Here is a 16,314-nt window from a genome sequence, read left to right on the forward strand (position 1 = left end):
CGTTTCTGCTGGTCGTGCTGGCAAGGCATGGCGAGTGTTGTTCAATCCGGGAAAGGTGAATGGATAAGATCGAAGTCCGCGGTGCTCGCACCCATAATTTGAAGAACATCAACCTGATCATCCCTCGCGATAAGCTCATTGTGGTCACCGGTCTGTCAGGTTCCGGTAAGTCTTCGCTGGCGTTTGATACGCTGTATGCTGAAGGCCAGCGTCGCTATGTCGAATCGCTTTCGGCCTATGCGCGCCAGTTTCTTTCATTAATGGAGAAACCGGACGTTGACCACATTGAAGGTCTTTCGCCCGCCATCTCCATTGAGCAGAAATCGACTTCGCATAACCCGCGTTCCACCGTCGGCACCATAACCGAAATTCACGACTACTTGCGCCTGCTGTTTGCACGCGTCGGCGAGCCGCGCTGTCCGGATCATGACGTTCCGCTGGCCGCGCAAACCGTTAGCCAGATGGTCGATCAGGTATTGTCGCAGGAAGAGGGCCGTCGCCTGATGCTGCTGGCGCCAGTGGTGAAAGATCGCAAAGGCGAACACACCAAAACGCTGGAAAATCTCGCCGCACAGGGTTATATCCGTGCGCGTATCGACGGCGAAGTGTGCGACCTGTCGGATCCGCCGAAGCTGGAATTACAGAAGAAACACACCATCGAAGTGGTGATTGACCGCTTCCGCGTGCGCGAGGACCTAGCAACGCGTCTGGCGGAATCTTTTGAAACCACGCTGGAACTCAGCGGGGGTACGGCGATCGTCGCTGATATGGACGATACCAGCGCCGAAGAGATGCTGTTCTCGGCGAACTTTGCCTGCCCAATTTGTGGCTATAGCATGCGCGAACTCGAACCGCGCCTGTTCTCGTTCAACAACCCAGCCGGCGCTTGCCCGACCTGCGATGGCTTGGGCGTGCAGCAATATTTCGACCCCGATCGCGTGGTGCAGAATCCAGAGCTGTCGCTGGCCGGTGGCGCCATCCGCGGCTGGGATCGCCGTAATTTCTACTATTTCCAGATGCTGCGCTCGCTGGCAGAGCATCTGCAATTCGATGTCGAAGCTCCGTTTAACAGCCTGAGCGACAATGCGCGCAACGTGATTCTGTACGGTTCCGGCAAAGAGAATATCGAATTCAAATACATCAACGATCGGGGTGATACTTCGGTGCGCCGCCATCCGTTTGAAGGCGTGCTGCACAACATGGAGCGCCGTTATAAAGAGACGGAATCCAACGCGGTACGCGAAGAGCTGGCGAAATTTATCAGCAACCGCGCTTGTGCCAGCTGTGAAGGCACCCGTTTGCGTCGTGAAGCGCGTCATGTCTTTGTCGAAAACACCAACCTGCCGACCATCTCTGAGATGAGCATCGGGCATGCGATGGACTTCTTCGCCAACATGAAGCTGAGCGGCCAACGCGCGCAAATCGCCGAGAAAGTCCTGAAAGAGATCGGCGATCGCCTGAGCTTCCTGGTCAACGTCGGCTTGAACTACCTGTCGATGTCACGCTCGGCAGAAACGCTCTCCGGCGGTGAAGCGCAGCGTATTCGTCTGGCCAGCCAGATTGGTGCTGGCTTGGTGGGCGTTATGTATGTACTGGATGAACCCTCCATCGGTCTGCATCAGCGCGATAACGAACGCCTGTTAGGTACGCTGATTCACCTGCGCGATCTCGGTAATACGGTGATTGTGGTAGAGCACGATGAAGATGCGATTCGCGCGGCTGACCATGTGATCGATATCGGGCCAGGCGCTGGCGTGCATGGTGGTCAGGTGGTGGCGGAAGGCGATGTGCACGCGATCATGGCGAATGAAAATTCACTCACTGGCCAGTTCCTTAGCGGCAAGCGTGAGATCGCGATTCCAAAAGAGCGCGTCAAAGGCGATCCCGCCAAAGTACTGAAACTGACGGGTGCGCGCGGCAATAACCTCAAAGACGTCACGCTGACGATTCCGGTCGGCTTATTTACCTGTATTACCGGCGTGTCCGGCTCGGGTAAATCGACGCTGATTAACGATACGCTGTTCCCGATTGCGCAGCGCCAGCTCAACGGGGCTACCACCATCGAAGCCGCGCCTTATCGTGAGATCGCCGGTCTCGAACACTTCGATAAAGTGATCGATATCGATCAGAGCCCGATTGGCCGTACCCCGCGCTCTAACCCCGCGACCTATACCGGCATTTTCACGCCGGTGCGCGAGCTGTTCGCCGGTGTGCCGGAAGCGCGTTCACGTGGATACAATCCTGGCCGCTTCAGCTTTAACGTTCGCGGCGGACGCTGTGAAGCCTGTCAGGGCGATGGCGTGATCAAGGTAGAGATGCACTTCCTGCCTGACATCTACGTGCCGTGCGACCAGTGCAAAGGTAAACGCTATAACCGCGAAACGCTGGAGATTAAATACAAAGGCAAGAGCATCCACGAAGTGCTGGATATGACTATCGAAGAGGCGCGTGAGTTCTTCGATGCCGTTCCAGCGCTAGCGCGTAAGCTGCAAACGCTGATCGATGTTGGCCTGTCGTATATCCGCCTCGGCCAGTCGGCGACGACGCTGTCAGGCGGTGAAGCCCAGCGCGTTAAGCTGGCGCGTGAGCTGTCAAAACGCGGCACAGGCCAGACGTTGTATATCCTTGATGAGCCGACCACCGGTCTGCACTTTGCGGATATTCAGCAACTGCTGGAAGTGCTGCATCAGCTGCGCGATCAGGGCAACACCATCGTGGTGATTGAGCACAATCTCGACGTGGTCAAAACCGCTGACTGGATTGTCGATCTTGGTCCGGAAGGTGGCAGCGGCGGCGGGGAAATCCTGATTTCCGGCACGCCAGAAACGGTGGCAGAGTGTGAAAAATCACACACGGCACGTTTCCTTAAGCCAATGTTGAAAAAGTGATTTTCTCTCAGGCCCGCTAATGCGGGCCTTATTTTTACTGCCAATTCCCACAGCGAAATGCAGGAACAGGCAAGAATCAGACAACTTCAGGCATATACGCATTTCATCCTGCTGACTATCCTTACAGCGTTCCTTTTGGCGTCCATACGCCCTTTATCCCTTCAGTCCGCTGAACGGGATCCCGCATAAAACTCACGACACATCCGACTGGAGACACCATGAATATTACGCATGCCTATGCCGCACAGGACGCGAAAGCAAAACTCGCCCCGTTCGACTTTAAGCCACGCGAACTGCGCGCTCATGATGTGCAGATTGAAGTGTTGTACTGTGGCGTTTGCCACTCAGACTTGCATACCGCGCGCAATGAATGGCGCAACACCATTTTCCCAGTGGTACCTGGCCATGAAATCGTGGGCCGCGTGACTGCCGTTGGCGCTCACACACACAACTATAAAGTGGGTGACCTGGTCGGCGTGGGTTGTATGGTTGATTCCTGCCGCAGCTGTCCTAGCTGCCAGGAAGGACTGGAGCAGTATTGCGAAAATGGTTTTGTCGGCACCTATAACGGTGAAGACCGCGAAACGGGCGCCATCACCTACGGCGGCTACTCCACCAACATGGTGGTAGATGAAAGCTTCGTACTGCGCGTGCCGGAAAATCTCGATCTGGCAGGTGTTGCACCTCTGCTGTGTGCCGGTATCACGACTTACTCACCGCTGCGCCACTGGAACGTGGGTCCGGGTAAAAAAGTGGGTATCGTCGGCCTCGGCGGTCTTGGCCACATGGGCGTGAAGCTGGCCCATGCTATGGGTGCGCATGTGGTGCTGTTCACCACGTCACCGTCCAAAATTGAAGACGGTAAGCGCCTCGGCGCAGATGAAGTGGTGATCTCGAAAGATGCCGATCAGATGGCACAGCATACCAATAGCTTTGACTTCATCCTGAATACCGTTGCGGCGCAGCACGATCTCAATCCGTTCATCACCCTGCTGAAGCGCGACGGCAACATGACGCTGGTTGGCGCACCGGAACACGATCACCCGGCACCGCAGGTATTTAACCTGATCTTTAAACGTCGTAGCGTCGCCGGTTCACTGATTGGCGGCATTGCAGAAACCCAGGAGATGCTGGATTTCTGTGGCAAGCACGGCATCACCTCGGATATCGAGCTGATCGCGATGAACCAAATCAACGAAGCCTACGAACGTATGCTGAAAAGCGACGTAAAATATCGTTTCGTGATTGATATCAACACCCTGCGCGAAGAGTCTGCGGCTTAACCGGCCTCAGTTCTCATCATGGTTGACGCCCGCCGCGCGCGTGGCGTCAGCCTGTTGCCAGGAGGCATCCACCAGATAGTAAATCTGCGAATCCTTCAGTGAACCATCCAGCCACAGCGTGCTCCAGTGCGACTTATTTAAATGCTCACTGGGAAACACATCGCTATGTTCCTCTCGCAGTAAATCCGCCAGTGCGGGTGACGCTTTCAGCGATAATGCTGGCCGCCCTTTCACCTCATACAGCATGGCAAACAGCACGCCTTCGCTTTTAATTTGCGTCGCTTGCCACACGTCTTTGTAGCTCTGCTCTGCGCCTGGCTTGCCCATGCAGTAAGTCAGTAAATCCGAAGTGTTCATGTTTTATTCCCCTTGTAAGGTCGCAACAATGCGCCGCGCGCCGCCATGTACGCGATGCTCACCCAGCCAGATTCCCTGCCATGTGCCCAGTAACAAGCGCCCGCGACTTACCGGAATCAGGAGTGAAACACCCAGTAACGACGATTTGATGTGAGCGGGCATGTCATCGGCCCCTTCGTAATCGTGCTGATAAGGTGCATTTTCCGGAACATGACGTAAGAAGTGCTGCTCCATATCGCTGCGCACCGTGGGATCACAATTTTCATTCAGCGTCAGTGACGCCGAAGTGTGCTGTAGCAGGAGATGCAACTGACCAATGCGCACATCGGTTAAGCCGTTAAGCTGGCCGACAATCTCGTCGGTGATGAGATGAAAACCGCGCGCTTTGGCGCTCAGCGTCAGAGTTTGTTGATGCCACATGCCAGAATCCTAAAATGAAACACACCGTTTAAGTGTGCAGCATGTCGGCGAAAGGTAAACCCTATGACAAGGAAAAAGCGGCAGAGCGTGAAGTCTGCCGCCTGAAGGTTAGTCGTTCAGCTTAGCGGCCATCGCTTTGATGCTGCCCACATCATCTTTAGTCATCGCGGCCAGACGCTCGCCATACTCTTTATCGGCTTTATAGAAATACGACAGCATGATGGCGCGGCTTTGCACATCGACACCTTTCAGCGCCCCGCCCAGCGAGGTAATCAGATCGCTTTTCTCTTTATCGTTAAAGGAACGATACAGCTCGCCAGCCTGCTTGAAGTTCTGCGTTTTGGCGAGGGTTGCCTGCTGCGTCACACCGCTCAGCGGACTGTGGCTATAACGCGCACTTTGCAGCTCTTCACGTGGATAGATGCGGCTGGGCTGATAGTTCACACCATGATCGTCGGCCTTACCGCTGTTCATGGCGCCATCCTGATTGCCATTACTGACCAGCACGCGCGGCGCGTTGACCGGCAAACTTAGCCCATTAGCGCCGATGCGATACATCTGGGTATCAGCGTACGAGAACAAACGCCCTTGCAGCAGACGATCTTCCGATGCCTCAATGCCCGGCACCAGATTCGATGGCGCCATCGCTACCTGCTCGGTCTCCTGGAAGAAGTTATCGACGTTGCGGTTGAGCTCCATTTGCCCCACTTTCACTTCGGCAATGCCCGGCCAGATTTTGGTCGCATCCAGTGGATTGAAATCGAACTTATCGATATCGCTGGCTTTGATGGTTTGAATGTAGAGATCCCATTTCGGATAGGCTTTATTGTTGATCGCCGCCATCAAATCTTCGGTCATATGACTAAAGGTGCCGCTTTGGATCGCTGCGACTTCAGCAGGATCGAGATTTTTCTCGCCCTGCAGCGTTTTCCAGTGGAACTTCACGTAGTGCACTTCGCCTTTCGCGTTAACGAATTTGTAGGCGTGCACGCTGTTGCCATCCATCTGGCGATAGTTAGCGGGTGTGCCCATGTTGGAGAACAGCATGGTCAGACCGTGCGTGGCTTCTGGCACGTGTGAGAAGAAATCAAAGGTGCGGGCATCATTGCCCAGGTTGGTGCGCGGATCGGGCTTAAAGGCATGCACCATGTCCGGGAATTTGATCGCATCGCGGATGAAGAACACCGGCAGGTTGTTACCGACTAAATCCCAGTTGCCCTGGCTGGTGTAAAACTTGGTGGCAAAACCGCGCGGATCGCGCAGCGTCTCCGGCGAATGTTTGCTGTGCACCACCGACGAGAAGCGCACAAACACCGGCGTCACGCTGCCTGGCTTGAACACGTCTGCCATCGTCAAATCACTGATGTCTTTGCTGGCGCGGAACTCTCCATGTGCGCCGGTGCCGCGCGCGTGCACTACGCGCTCCGGAATACGTTCACGGTCAAAACGCTGCAGCTTTTGAATCAGCTGCACATCCTGCAGCAACACGGCGCCGTGCTCACCCGCGGTTTGCGAATTCTGGTTATCACCGACCGGTGCGCCATTGTCACGCGTCAATTCAGTCGCAAAGGCAGGCAGCGAGAGGGCCAATGTCATGGCATAACAGAGGGGTTTCAGTGCGGTAGAGAAAGGGTTCATGGGGCGATTCCTTATTGTTAGACTTCCTGGTTTCTGGCGGCTTCCGACCAGATAAAAGCCCGCCAAAACTAACGTCGCATCCCACCGCTCCCCACAAGAACCGTCTTAATCATACGCATAAAAAAACCACCCGCGTTAAAGCTGGGTGGTTCAGTTAAACCGCGGCGCGCAAAAAGAGTTACATCACCGCAGCAAACGCCTCAGCAACCTGATTAACGTTACGGCTGTTCAGGCCAGCTACGCACATACGGCCGCTGGCGATCAGGTACACGCCGAACTCATCGCGCAGGCGATCAACCTGCTGTGCGCTCAAACCGGTGTAGCTGAACATACCGCGCTGCTTCAGCAGGTAATCAAAGTTTTGCCCTGGCAGCTTAGTGCTCAACACCTTCACCAGCGCCTGGCGCATCTCAATAATACGCAGACGCATGGCTTCCACTTCGGCCAGCCAGTTGTTCAGCAAAGCCTCGTCATTCAGCACGCAGGAAACGACCTGCGCACCAAAGTTTGGCGGGCTGGAGTAGTTACGACGTACGGTAGCTTTCAGCTGGCCGAGAACACGCGCCGACTCTTCTGCACTGTCGCACACGATAGAAAGTCCGCCGACGCGCTCGCCGTATAGCGAGAAGATTTTAGAGAATGAGTTGCTGACCAGCGCAGGCAAACCGGCTGCCGCAATCGCGCGAATCGCATAAGCATCTTCTTCCATGCCCGCCCCAAAGCCCTGATAGGCGATATCGAGGAACGGAATCAGCTCCTGCGCTTTCAGGATTTCGGTGGTTTCATCCCACTGCGCGTTAGTCAGATCGGCGCCGGTTGGGTTGTGGCAGCACGGATGCAGCAGCACGATGGATTGCTTCGGCAACGTTTTCAGTTTGGCAATGAACGCATCAAACTTCACGCCGTTGGTCTCAGCGTCGTACCACGGATAGGTATCCACGTCGAAACCCGCACCGTTGAAGATCGCGATGTGGTTTTCCCATGTTGGATCGCTCACCCACACGTTTGAAGCAGGGAAGTAGCGCTTCAGGAAATCGGCACCGACTTTCAGTGCGCCCGAACCACCCAGCGTCTGGATGGATGCAATGCGACCCGCTTGCAGCATCGGATGTTGTTTACCAAACAGCAGCGGTGCAATCGCGTTACGGTAAGCGTTCAAACCTTCCATCGGCAGATACAGCGACGCCTGATGCGGCTGCGCCTGCAGACGCTCTTCCGCTGCGGCAACGGCCTGCAGCTGAGGAATAATGCCCGCTTCGTTGTAATAGAGACCAATGCTTAGGTTTACTTTGTTATCGCGCGGATCTTGTTTGAAGGTTTCCATCAGCGACAGAATCGGATCGCCGGCATAAGCATCAACGTTTTGAAACACGGTGCAGATCTCCATGATTGGTCATAAATAAGAGGTAAAGAGGCGTCATTAAACCAGGTAACGGCCGGGACGATGATTCATTGCGATGATGAGATTAAGGATCACCGCGCCCGCAATTGAGGCCAACAGCATGGGTAACGACACCACAAACAGCGAGGCTAACACCACGCAGGTATCGACCGCCATCTGCAGTTTTCCGGCACGCAGACCGATGCGGTCCTGCAACCAGAGCGCCAGAATATTGATGCCGCCGAGGCTGGCTTTGTGACGGAACAACACTATAAACCCAACGCCCATCACCACGTTACCGAACAGTGTCGCATAAAACGGATTTAGCGCAGAAAAATGCACAAACAGCGGGTGCAGATGGGTAAACAGTGAAACCAAACCCACCGCGCAGAAGGTTTTCAGGGTGAATTCCCAGCCCATGCGGCGTACCGCCAGCCAGTAAAATGGCAGGTTGATCAGGAAGAACGCGCTACCAAAGGAGAGCGGCGACAAATAGCTGATCAAAAAGGCAATACCCGCTGAGCTGCCGGTCAACGCGCCGGCTTGTTTCAGCATGATGACACCAAACGACACCATCAGCGTGCCGAGCACGATCGCCAGCGCATCTTCAACGAGTGAGTGAGGAACTTTAGTGGGTTGTACAACGTTATCCATGGGTTAATCTCATTGCAAATGATGCCCTTCAAATGCAAAAAACGCACCACATCGGTGACCTATGTTAGCCGCCGATGGGTGCCAGTGATTATCCAATTGATAACTAAGGCGCTTTATTGCAGGTTTTTGTGCATCAATTAGGGCTCAAACCATCAACTCATGCACAAATCCGTTTTCTGGTGCGCGTTTTTTGCATTAATACGGCAATTATTGCACCAGATTAGCACATCATGCACTTTTTTGGCGCGTTTTGTGCTGGGGAATCATCATCAAACCGTTCTCTTTGAGACGGCTTAAAACCACGGAGGTTTTTACGTGGGCGACACTCTGATGGCCGGCCACTAACTGGCTGATCAACGCGCTGAGTGAGGCTAAATCGGCGACCGCCACCTTCAGCAGATAATCGGCATCGCCGGTCGTTTTGAAGGCATCAACAATCGCCGCTTCCTCTTCCACCATGCGATGGAAGCTCTCTTCATAATCCGGCGTATGGTTTTTCAATCTCACTTCAATTAATCCCACCATGCCCAAGCCAACCGCGTCTGGCGACAGGCGAGCGTGATAGCCAAGAATGAGATTTGCCTGCTCAAGATTGATGCGGCGACGTGAACATTGTGATGCCGAAAGTCCGACTAAATCGCTGAGTTCTTGATTGGTGAGGCGTCCATTAGATTGTAATAGAGTCAATATCTTAAGGTCGTGATCGTCTACCTGAGTCATTCTGCTTCCACAGCGTTATTGAGTGCGCTTTGTTACAGATAACCTGATTAACGCCGAGGTTGTCCAACACTATTTTCTGATGACGTGAAATGCATGCACAAATCGTGCATGCATCTGCGGGGAAAGGATTATTCGTCGTCGTATTGCGGGCCAGCATAGTTATCAAAACGCGACCATTGACCATTAAAGGTCAAACGTACCGTACCGATCGGGCCATTACGCTGCTTACCGAGGATGATCTCGGCGATGCCTTTCAGATCGCTGTTTTCGTGATATACCTCGTCACGATAGATGAACATGATCAAGTCGGCGTCCTGCTCGATCGAGCCGGATTCACGCAGATCCGAGTTGACCGGGCGCTTATCGGCGCGCTGCTCCAGCGAGCGGTTCAGCTGTGACAGTGCGACGACCGGCACATTCAACTCTTTGGCCAGCGCTTTGAGTGAGCGCGAGATCTCGGCGATCTCTAACGTACGGTTATCCGACAGCGCCGGTACACGCATCAGTTGCAGGTAGTCGATCATGATTAAGCTCAATCCACCGTTTTCACGGAAGATGCGTCGCGCGCGCGAACGCACTTCGGTTGGCGTCAGGCCAGAAGAGTCATCAATAAACATGTTCTTCTTCTCAAGCAAAATCCCCATGGTGGCAGAGATGCGCGCCCAATCCTCATCTTCCAACTGACCGGTACGAATACGCGTCTGGTCCACGCGCGACAGCGACGCCAGCATACGCATCATCAGCTGTTCGCTGGGCATCTCCAGACTGAAAATCAGTACTGGCTTATCCTGCAACATGGCGGCGTTTTCACACAGGTTCATGGCGAACGTGGTTTTACCCATCGACGGACGCGCCGCGACGATAATCAGATCCGAGCCCTGTAATCCGGCAGTTTTTTTGTTCAGATCCTGATAACCCGTATCGACGCCGGTGACGCCGTCGTGCGGCGTGGAGACCAACGCCTCAATGCGCGATACCGTGGCTTCCAGAATCTGCTCGATGTTCTGCGGACCCTGATCTTTATTGGCGCGCTGCTCAGCGATTTTGAACACGTTAGATTCGGCGAAATCGAGCAGGTCTTCGCTGCTGCGTCCCTGTGGATCGTAACCCGCATCGGCGATTTGGTTCGCCACCGAGATCATTTCGCGCACGACCGCACGTTCACGCACGATATCGGCATAGGCACCGATATTCGCCGCACTTGGCGTGTTTTTCGCCAGTTCGGCCAGATAGGCGAAGCCGCCCGCCATCTCTAATTCACCCAGCGTTTCCAGTGATTCAGACAGCGTGATCAGGTCGATCGGTTGGCCCGCCTCCAGCAAACGCTGCATCTCTGTGAAAATCATGCGGTGCGAGCGGTTGAAGAAATCGTTGGCGACGACGCGTTCAGAGACGTTGTCCCAGCGCTGGTTATCCAGCATCAACCCACCGAGCACCGACTGCTCCGCTTCTATGGAATGCGGCGGCATTTTCACGCCTTCCAGCTGCCGATCGCGGGGTTCGTTCGATTTGTTGGTGGGTTTATTTCCTGCCATAGTGAATGCATTACCGATCGTGAAAGGGACGCGCAAGTATACCGTCCCAGGATGAACAATCACAGGAGTCAGAATGGCAAAGCGTATTCAGTTCAACCAACACGGCGGCCCCGAAGTACTGCAATGGGCCGATTTCGAGTTAGCCGATCCTGCCGAACACGAAGTACAGGTTGAGAACAGAGCGATTGGTATTAACTACATTGATACCTACGTGCGCAGCGGCTTATATCCGGTAAGCGCATTCCCATCAGGTTTGGGGACGGAAGCGGCCGGCGTGGTTAAGCGTGTGGGATCGGCAGTGACGCGCTTTAAAGCGGGCGATCGCGTGGTGTATTGCCAGGCCGCGCTGGGAGCTTATAGCGAAGCGCATAATGTAGCCGAAGATCGATTAGTGATCCTGCCGGACAGCATCAGCTTTGAGCAAGGCGCAGCCTCGTTCCTTAAGGGGTTAACCGTGCAGTATCTGCTGCGCCAAACCTATAAAGTGAAAGCCGATGAAATCTTCCTGTTCCATGCCGCTGCCGGTGGCGTCGGTTTGATTGCCTGCCAATGGGCCAAGGCGCTGGGCGCGCATCTGATTGGTACCGTGGGGAGCGCGGAAAAAGCGCAAATCGCTAAAGATGCGGGTGCATGGGCGACGATTAACTATCGCGAAGAGGATATCGCTAAGCGCGTCAGCGAGTTGACCAACGGTGAGAAAGTCGCCGTTGTGTATGACTCGGTGGGGAAAGATACCTGGGAACCTTCGCTGGATAGCCTACGTCGTCACGGATTAATGGTGAGCTTTGGCAATGCATCGGGCCCGGTAACGGGCATCGACCTGGGTATTCTGAATAAGAAAGGCTCGCTGTTTGTCACCCGACCTTCACTGTTTGGCTACATCACCAATCGTGAAGAACTGGATGCCGCCAGCAACGAGTTGTTCTCACTGATTGCCAGCCGGGCGATTCAGCTAAACGTGCCGGAGCAGCAGAAATTTGCCTTGAGCGATGCGGTGCGCGCGCATCAGGTGCTGGAGAGCCGGGCAACGCAAGGTTCGAGCCTGCTGATTCCCTGATCGCCTAAAAGCAAACGGGGCTTCCCATTAGGAAGCCCCTTTTTCTTTCTTTTTTATAGTTCGCGCTGGTGTAGGGACAGCGGCGATGAATTCGTTTGTAACAACGCCAATCATCCTGACAGAAAACATAAGTAAAAAATATGTTTAATTGCGGAATTGATCTAAGCAATTTTCGAGTCTGTGATCGTCACCGCAATTAGCGCCAGCTCTTTCTCTCTAAGTCACTGATTTTTCTTTTCAGCCTGCGTAACTTTGCCTCGCCTGATGGCGTAGTAAATGCACGATAAAGCCACACGGCAATGACCGCCAATATCAGCCATGGCAACACTTTGATAACAATTGCCAGTAACCCGCCGAAGAACATCAAAGCAGTGGCAACGACCAATGCCGCGATAACTCCCAGCAGCGAAACGCCGGTAAACAGCAGCATGAGAAAAAAGCCGAGAACAAATAGAATTTCCACGAAGGTTCTCCTGTGTAAGTAACATCAGGAGTATTACAAGATGCGTGCCAGGTAAGAAATTCAGCTAACACGTTGAAATGATTGATAGCGCCAGAATGGCGATGCCTGAGACGTGGTGGAAATTGCTAACTTGTGGCGCAGAAAAAACCAACTGTAAAGGATTATTGTGCTGTGGTTCCGGTGCGCATCAATGCGCACCCTACAACTGGCTTGCTTAGGATCGCCATTCATGGCGACCCAACCCCCGATGATTACAGCGCTTCCTGCGGGATTTTATCCGCAACCAGCGCCAGCGCCGCCTCTACCACGCGCACATCTGCGCCGGGCTTGTGGGCATTCTCACTCAAGTAGCGGCGCCACTGGCGAGCACCGGGAATTCCCTGGAACAGGCCAAGCATATGACGCGTAACGTGGCCGAGATACATGCCTTTCGATAACTCCGCTTCGATATAGGGATACATCGAGCGCACCACTGCCACAGGATCGACAGTTGGCGTATCGCGTCCAAACAGTTCGCGGTCCACCTGCGCCAGAATGCCAGGATTTTGATAGGCTTCACGCCCCATCATCACGCCATCCATATGCTGCAGATGCAGTTTGGCCTCTTCCAGCGTCTTAATACCGCCGTTTATCGCCATGGTCAGTGCTGGAAAATCGCGCTTCAGCTGATAGACGCGTGGATAATCCAGCGGCGGAATTTCACGGTTCTCTTTCGGGCTTAAACCTGACAACCAGGCTTTGCGCGCGTGGATAATAAAGGTATCGCAGCCGCCTTGTTGCGCCACGGTGCCAATAAAATCACACAAAAATTCATAGCTATCCTGCTCGTCAATGCCGATACGGGTTTTTACCGTGACCGGGATGCTCACGACGTCGCGCATCGCTTTAATGCAATCGGCAACCAGCGCGGCATCAGCCATCAGGCAGGCGCCAAAACGGCCGTTCTGAACACGGTCGGACGGACAACCTACATTCAGGTTGATCTCATCGTAGCCACGCTCCTCAGCCAGTTTGGCGCACTGCGCTAGCGCAGCGGGATCGCTACCGCCGAGTTGCAGCGCCAGCGGATGTTCATCCTCGCTGTAGGCCAGATAGTCGCCCTTACCGTGAATGATTGCGCCGGTCGTCACCATTTCGGTGTACAGCAGCGTATCGCCGCTCAACTTGCGGTGGAAATAGCGACAGTGGCGATCGGTCCAGTCGAGCATGGGGGCGATAGAAAAACGTTGCGAGGAGAAAGTATCGGTCATGAAACGCAGTAAATCCGCAGTGAGTTAAGTGATGAGAAACTGCGCAATGATACCACAGCAAAACGGGCGACACAGCCGCCCGTTTACAGGATTAAAACCTTGCTGGGGTTAGAAGTTAAATCCGAGTTGCAACATCGCACCCACGGTATTGTCTTTGCCGACCGAACCGGCCAGATCCAGATGGACCGTATTGTTGAACGGTGACACGCCCAAACCAGCGGTAAAGACATCGGTATCATTCGATTTCAGATCGGCGCGATAACCGGCGCGCAGCGCCAGCCAATCCAGCACACGATACTCTGCGCCCACGCCCGCATATTGGCTGGACTCTTCCGATTTGAAGCGCTTGGTTTCGGTCAGATCAACATCACCCGCCAACGTGAACGGTCCGTTATTCCAGGAGAGCCCGGTAGTTACCAGCGGACGAATTTGATAGGTATCGCGGTAGCCGTTGACCTCTTTGGTGTCGATATCGCGCGAAATCAGGTTTTGACCGGTCACGCCAAAGGTCCAGTTGTCACCAAAATCAGTGGCCACGCCGGCATCCACGTTGAAACCGGTATCGCTGCTGCGATAGCGGCTACTGTTGATGTCGCTCTTGTCGTAGTTATAAATACTGGCGGTGTAGTTATACAACCAGGTTTTCTGCAGTTTTGGCGTAACGCCGACTGAAACCGGATGGCCAGCAATCGAGAATTCATGTGCAACTGCAACACCATAATCCGTGACTAACGCGGCCAGGCCGTTGGCGCTAGAACGCAAATTATCTTCATCTCCCGGTACGGGAATGATGGTGCCATTAGCAACACCGCGTAGGTAGGCAATATCGCTATCAGCTACGTTGGCTCGCACATGCGCCGTTCCGTATGCTTTGGTGATAAAAGCAAAGGGCAACGTTTCATTTGGCACGGTGACTGCCAGCGCCACACCCGCGGTGGCATTCGCTTTATTGCCGCGTAGATCGCTGAGCTGATTAGCCACATCGCCCGCTGCCGCTTTAAGTTGTGGATAACCATTAAGGTAATCTGCAAAGGTCAGGTTATCGATGACATTCTGATAACGATCGACGGTATCGGTGATGTCATCAACGCGATCCAGTAATTTGTCTTTGTCAGTCACCTGCGCCCCTGCTGAAGGGATAATAATGCTGACGTTATCTTCAGGCTGCGCTTTGGTCATCAATGCTGGGTTCGCCAGCACCGCTGAACTCCAGGTAGAAGAAGCTACCCCCGTACCGCCCATCGCATCATTACGCGCGTCATACCATGTTCCTGCTGCCAGAGCCGATGAGGAGAGAAATACCGCATTCAAACCAACAAGATAAGCTACTTTTTTGTGCCTGAATAATGTCTTCACCATGAGTCTGCCATCACCTTTAAAATGTCGCTGAGCCACTCACCGACGGAACAGTTTAGTTAGCCGCTATTCTGAACCCTGGCTAACGCTTCATTGCTGTGAATTAAAAGGAAATAGCACTGCTATTCGCAGAATTGGATGCATAAGCGCCATTCCGCTGTGTTTTTATGCAGAAAAATTAACAGTGAGTAAATTGATACCAGAAATCACTTAAGACCTTTTGAACCATAGACGCTAACCCGGTGAGTTGCAAAGCAAAAACCCGCGCGCCGTTGCGCTGTCTGGCGGTCCGCATTTATCAGGTAAAATCATTGCAGAAAAATCGTGGGGAAGATTCTTAGGATAATTTATTGAATGGCGAGAGTTTTCTGGCCATTTTTAAGGGGAATAAGCAATCACAGCAGGGTAAAAATTTGTGTGATAAAATAACATCACCTGCAACCTGGAGAATGCTTATGTCAAACCTCACGCCCGAACAACTGCTTACTCAGGCAGAATCACTTTGCCTCGACCGCGGCGTGCGTCTCACCACTCAACGCGCCGAAGTGCTGCGCTTAATGGCAGAGCAAAACGGTTCGATAAGCGCTTACGATTTGCTGGATCAGCTGCGCGTGAGTGAGCCGCAAGCCAAACCGCCCACCATCTATCGTGCACTGGATTTTTTGCTGGAACAGGGATTTATTCATCGCGTGGAGTCGAACAACAGTTATGTGGTTTGCCACCATTTCGATGAGCCGGCACATACTTCGGTGATGCTGGTGTGTGATGGTTGTGCAGCGGTCAGCGAAAAGCATGCTCATGGCGTGGAAAAAACTATCGCGGCACTGGCAGACCAAGCGGGGTTTTCACTGCGTCACACGGTGATTGAAGCTCATGGCTTGTGTGAGAATTGCGCTGAGGTTGCGGCTTGTACGCATCACGAAAGCTGCGAACATGACCACCAGGTTGAGGGGAAAAAGCGGGTGAGAAAAGCGTAATGGGCACATCCTTGTGCCGACCCGATCATAATGACCGGTGGGTAGGAGCATCATCCTTAATGGGGTAGTCGACTACCAGCGGTAATCTTTGTTGTGGCTTTCCCAGTCTTTCACTTCGGTCTCTGCCTGATCTTTCGCATAGCCGTAGCGTTCCTGGATTTTACCGACAAGCTGATCGCGTTTACCTTCAATCACGGTCATATCATCATCCGTAAGCTTGCCCCACTTTTCCTTCATTTTCCCTTTAAACTGCTTCCAGTTTCCGCTCGCTTCGTCTTTGTTCATATAATCCTCCACTTCATCCTGAGTGAGATAGATATATCGCCTGTCTATAT

General features: G+C 53.6%; 15 protein-coding genes. 4 read left to right on the forward strand and 11 right to left on the reverse strand.

Annotation, left to right across the window (positions count from 1 at the left end; genetic code table 11):
- Positions 1–59: 59 nt before the first annotated feature.
- Positions 60–2,888 (forward strand): excinuclease ABC subunit UvrA, encoded by a 2,829-nt coding sequence (gene uvrA / locus WFL93_RS21490; RefSeq protein ID WP_336779002.1) that lies wholly within the window; start codon positions 60–62, stop codon positions 2,886–2,888.
- A 218-nt stretch (positions 2,889–3,106) separates the two neighbouring features.
- The gene (locus tag WFL93_RS21495) at positions 3,107–4,171 is read left to right on the forward strand and encodes an NAD(P)-dependent alcohol dehydrogenase (protein ID WP_009128625.1); all 1,065 of its coding nucleotides are present in this window, start codon (positions 3,107–3,109) and stop codon (positions 4,169–4,171) included.
- A gap of 6 nt (positions 4,172–4,177) precedes the next feature.
- On the opposite strand, the gene WFL93_RS21500 is transcribed toward WFL93_RS21495, so the two are convergent.
- From WFL93_RS21500 to dnaB, 7 genes are all read right to left on the reverse strand, one after another.
- On the reverse strand, positions 4,178–4,528 hold the full coding sequence (locus WFL93_RS21500; RefSeq protein WP_009128623.1) for an MmcQ/YjbR family DNA-binding protein: 351 nt from the start codon (positions 4,526–4,528) through the stop codon (positions 4,178–4,180).
- A gap of 3 nt (positions 4,529–4,531) precedes the next feature.
- Positions 4,532–4,948 carry a secondary thiamine-phosphate synthase enzyme YjbQ gene (locus WFL93_RS21505; protein ID WP_049851282.1) on the reverse strand — a complete coding sequence of 139 codons (417 nt, stop codon included), beginning with the start codon at positions 4,946–4,948 and terminating at the stop codon, positions 4,532–4,534.
- A 108-nt stretch (positions 4,949–5,056) separates the two neighbouring features.
- Positions 5,057–6,586, reverse strand: coding sequence for a catalase (locus WFL93_RS21510; RefSeq protein ID WP_442955904.1), 1,530 nt, complete (start codon positions 6,584–6,586; stop codon positions 5,057–5,059).
- A 178-nt stretch (positions 6,587–6,764) separates the two neighbouring features.
- Positions 6,765–7,958, reverse strand: a complete 1,194-nt coding sequence (locus tag WFL93_RS21515; RefSeq protein ID WP_336779003.1) for an amino acid aminotransferase — start codon at positions 7,956–7,958, stop codon at positions 6,765–6,767.
- 48 nt (positions 7,959–8,006) lie between these two features.
- A complete protein-coding gene (locus WFL93_RS21520) occupies positions 8,007–8,621 on the reverse strand; it encodes a YitT family protein (protein WP_009128614.1) in 615 nt (204 codons plus the stop codon).
- Between the two features lie 228 nt (positions 8,622–8,849).
- On the reverse strand, positions 8,850–9,341 hold the full coding sequence (locus WFL93_RS21525; RefSeq protein ID WP_008109951.1) for an Lrp/AsnC family transcriptional regulator: 492 nt from the start codon (positions 9,339–9,341) through the stop codon (positions 8,850–8,852).
- A gap of 128 nt (positions 9,342–9,469) precedes the next feature.
- The gene (gene dnaB / locus WFL93_RS21530) at positions 9,470–10,876 is read right to left on the reverse strand and encodes a replicative DNA helicase (protein ID WP_036621482.1); all 1,407 of its coding nucleotides are present in this window, start codon (positions 10,874–10,876) and stop codon (positions 9,470–9,472) included.
- Between the two features lie 73 nt (positions 10,877–10,949).
- On the opposite strand from dnaB, the gene WFL93_RS21535 reads away from it, so the two are divergent.
- Positions 10,950–11,933, forward strand: coding sequence for a quinone oxidoreductase (locus WFL93_RS21535; RefSeq protein ID WP_009128608.1), 984 nt, complete (start codon positions 10,950–10,952; stop codon positions 11,931–11,933).
- 196 nt (positions 11,934–12,129) lie between these two features.
- Here the strand turns inward: WFL93_RS21535 and pspG are convergent, their stop codons facing one another.
- The 3 genes from pspG to traF all read right to left on the reverse strand — a co-directional run bounded on the left by pspG (position 12,130) and on the right by traF (position 15,005).
- Positions 12,130–12,396: an envelope stress response protein PspG gene (gene pspG, locus WFL93_RS21540; protein ID WP_336779004.1), complete on the reverse strand. Its 267-nt coding sequence runs from the start codon at positions 12,394–12,396 to the stop codon at positions 12,130–12,132.
- Positions 12,397–12,647: 251 nt separating this feature from the next.
- Entirely contained in the window at positions 12,648–13,646 is a 999-nt protein-coding gene (dusA, locus tag WFL93_RS21545) for a tRNA dihydrouridine(20/20a) synthase DusA (protein WP_180822867.1), read from the reverse strand.
- A 108-nt stretch (positions 13,647–13,754) separates the two neighbouring features.
- The gene (gene traF / locus WFL93_RS21550; protein WP_009128602.1) at positions 13,755–15,005 is read right to left on the reverse strand and encodes a conjugal transfer protein TraF; all 1,251 of its coding nucleotides are present in this window, start codon (positions 15,003–15,005) and stop codon (positions 13,755–13,757) included.
- A 452-nt stretch (positions 15,006–15,457) separates the two neighbouring features.
- Between traF and zur the strand changes: the two genes are divergently transcribed.
- On the forward strand, positions 15,458–15,979 hold the full coding sequence (gene zur, locus WFL93_RS21555; protein WP_009128600.1) for a zinc uptake transcriptional repressor Zur: 522 nt from the start codon (positions 15,458–15,460) through the stop codon (positions 15,977–15,979).
- A 72-nt stretch (positions 15,980–16,051) separates the two neighbouring features.
- Here the strand turns inward: zur and WFL93_RS21560 are convergent, their stop codons facing one another.
- Complete coding sequence (locus tag WFL93_RS21560) at positions 16,052–16,264, reverse strand: CsbD family protein (RefSeq protein WP_009128598.1); 213 nt, start codon at positions 16,262–16,264, stop codon at positions 16,052–16,054.
- Positions 16,265–16,314 lie beyond the last annotated feature (50 nt).

It is taken from the genome of Pantoea sp. USHLN256 (assembly GCF_037149875.1).
GTDB classification, from domain to species: domain Bacteria; phylum Pseudomonadota; class Gammaproteobacteria; order Enterobacterales; family Enterobacteriaceae; genus Pantoea; species Pantoea nemavictus.

Excerpts from the sequence above, each read along its gene's own strand:
- uvrA (WP_336779002.1), top strand. The coding sequence starts at position 60 with ATGGATAAGATCGAAGTCCGCGGTGCTCGCACCCATAATTTGAAGAAC.
- WFL93_RS21495 (WP_009128625.1), top strand. The coding sequence starts at position 3,107 with ATGAATATTACGCATGCCTATGCCGCACAGGACGCGAAAGCAAAACTC.
- WFL93_RS21500 (WP_009128623.1), bottom strand. The coding sequence starts at position 4,528 with ATGAACACTTCGGATTTACTGACTTACTGCATGGGCAAGCCAGGCGCA.
- WFL93_RS21505 (WP_049851282.1), bottom strand. The coding sequence starts at position 4,948 with ATGTGGCATCAACAAACTCTGACGCTGAGCGCCAAAGCGCGCGGTTTT.
- WFL93_RS21510 (WP_442955904.1), bottom strand. The coding sequence starts at position 6,586 with ATGAACCCTTTCTCTACCGCACTGAAACCCCTCTGTTATGCCATGACA.
- WFL93_RS21520 (WP_009128614.1), bottom strand. The coding sequence starts at position 8,621 with ATGGATAACGTTGTACAACCCACTAAAGTTCCTCACTCACTCGTTGAA.
- WFL93_RS21525 (WP_008109951.1), bottom strand. The coding sequence starts at position 9,341 with ATGACTCAGGTAGACGATCACGACCTTAAGATATTGACTCTATTACAA.
- dnaB (WP_036621482.1), bottom strand. The coding sequence starts at position 10,876 with ATGGCAGGAAATAAACCCACCAACAAATCGAACGAACCCCGCGATCGG.
- WFL93_RS21535 (WP_009128608.1), top strand. The coding sequence starts at position 10,950 with ATGGCAAAGCGTATTCAGTTCAACCAACACGGCGGCCCCGAAGTACTG.
- dusA (WP_180822867.1), bottom strand. The coding sequence starts at position 13,646 with ATGACCGATACTTTCTCCTCGCAACGTTTTTCTATCGCCCCCATGCTC.
- traF (WP_009128602.1), bottom strand. The coding sequence starts at position 15,005 with ATGGTGAAGACATTATTCAGGCACAAAAAAGTAGCTTATCTTGTTGGT.
- zur (WP_009128600.1), top strand. The coding sequence starts at position 15,458 with ATGTCAAACCTCACGCCCGAACAACTGCTTACTCAGGCAGAATCACTT.
- WFL93_RS21560 (WP_009128598.1), bottom strand. The coding sequence starts at position 16,264 with ATGAACAAAGACGAAGCGAGCGGAAACTGGAAGCAGTTTAAAGGGAAA.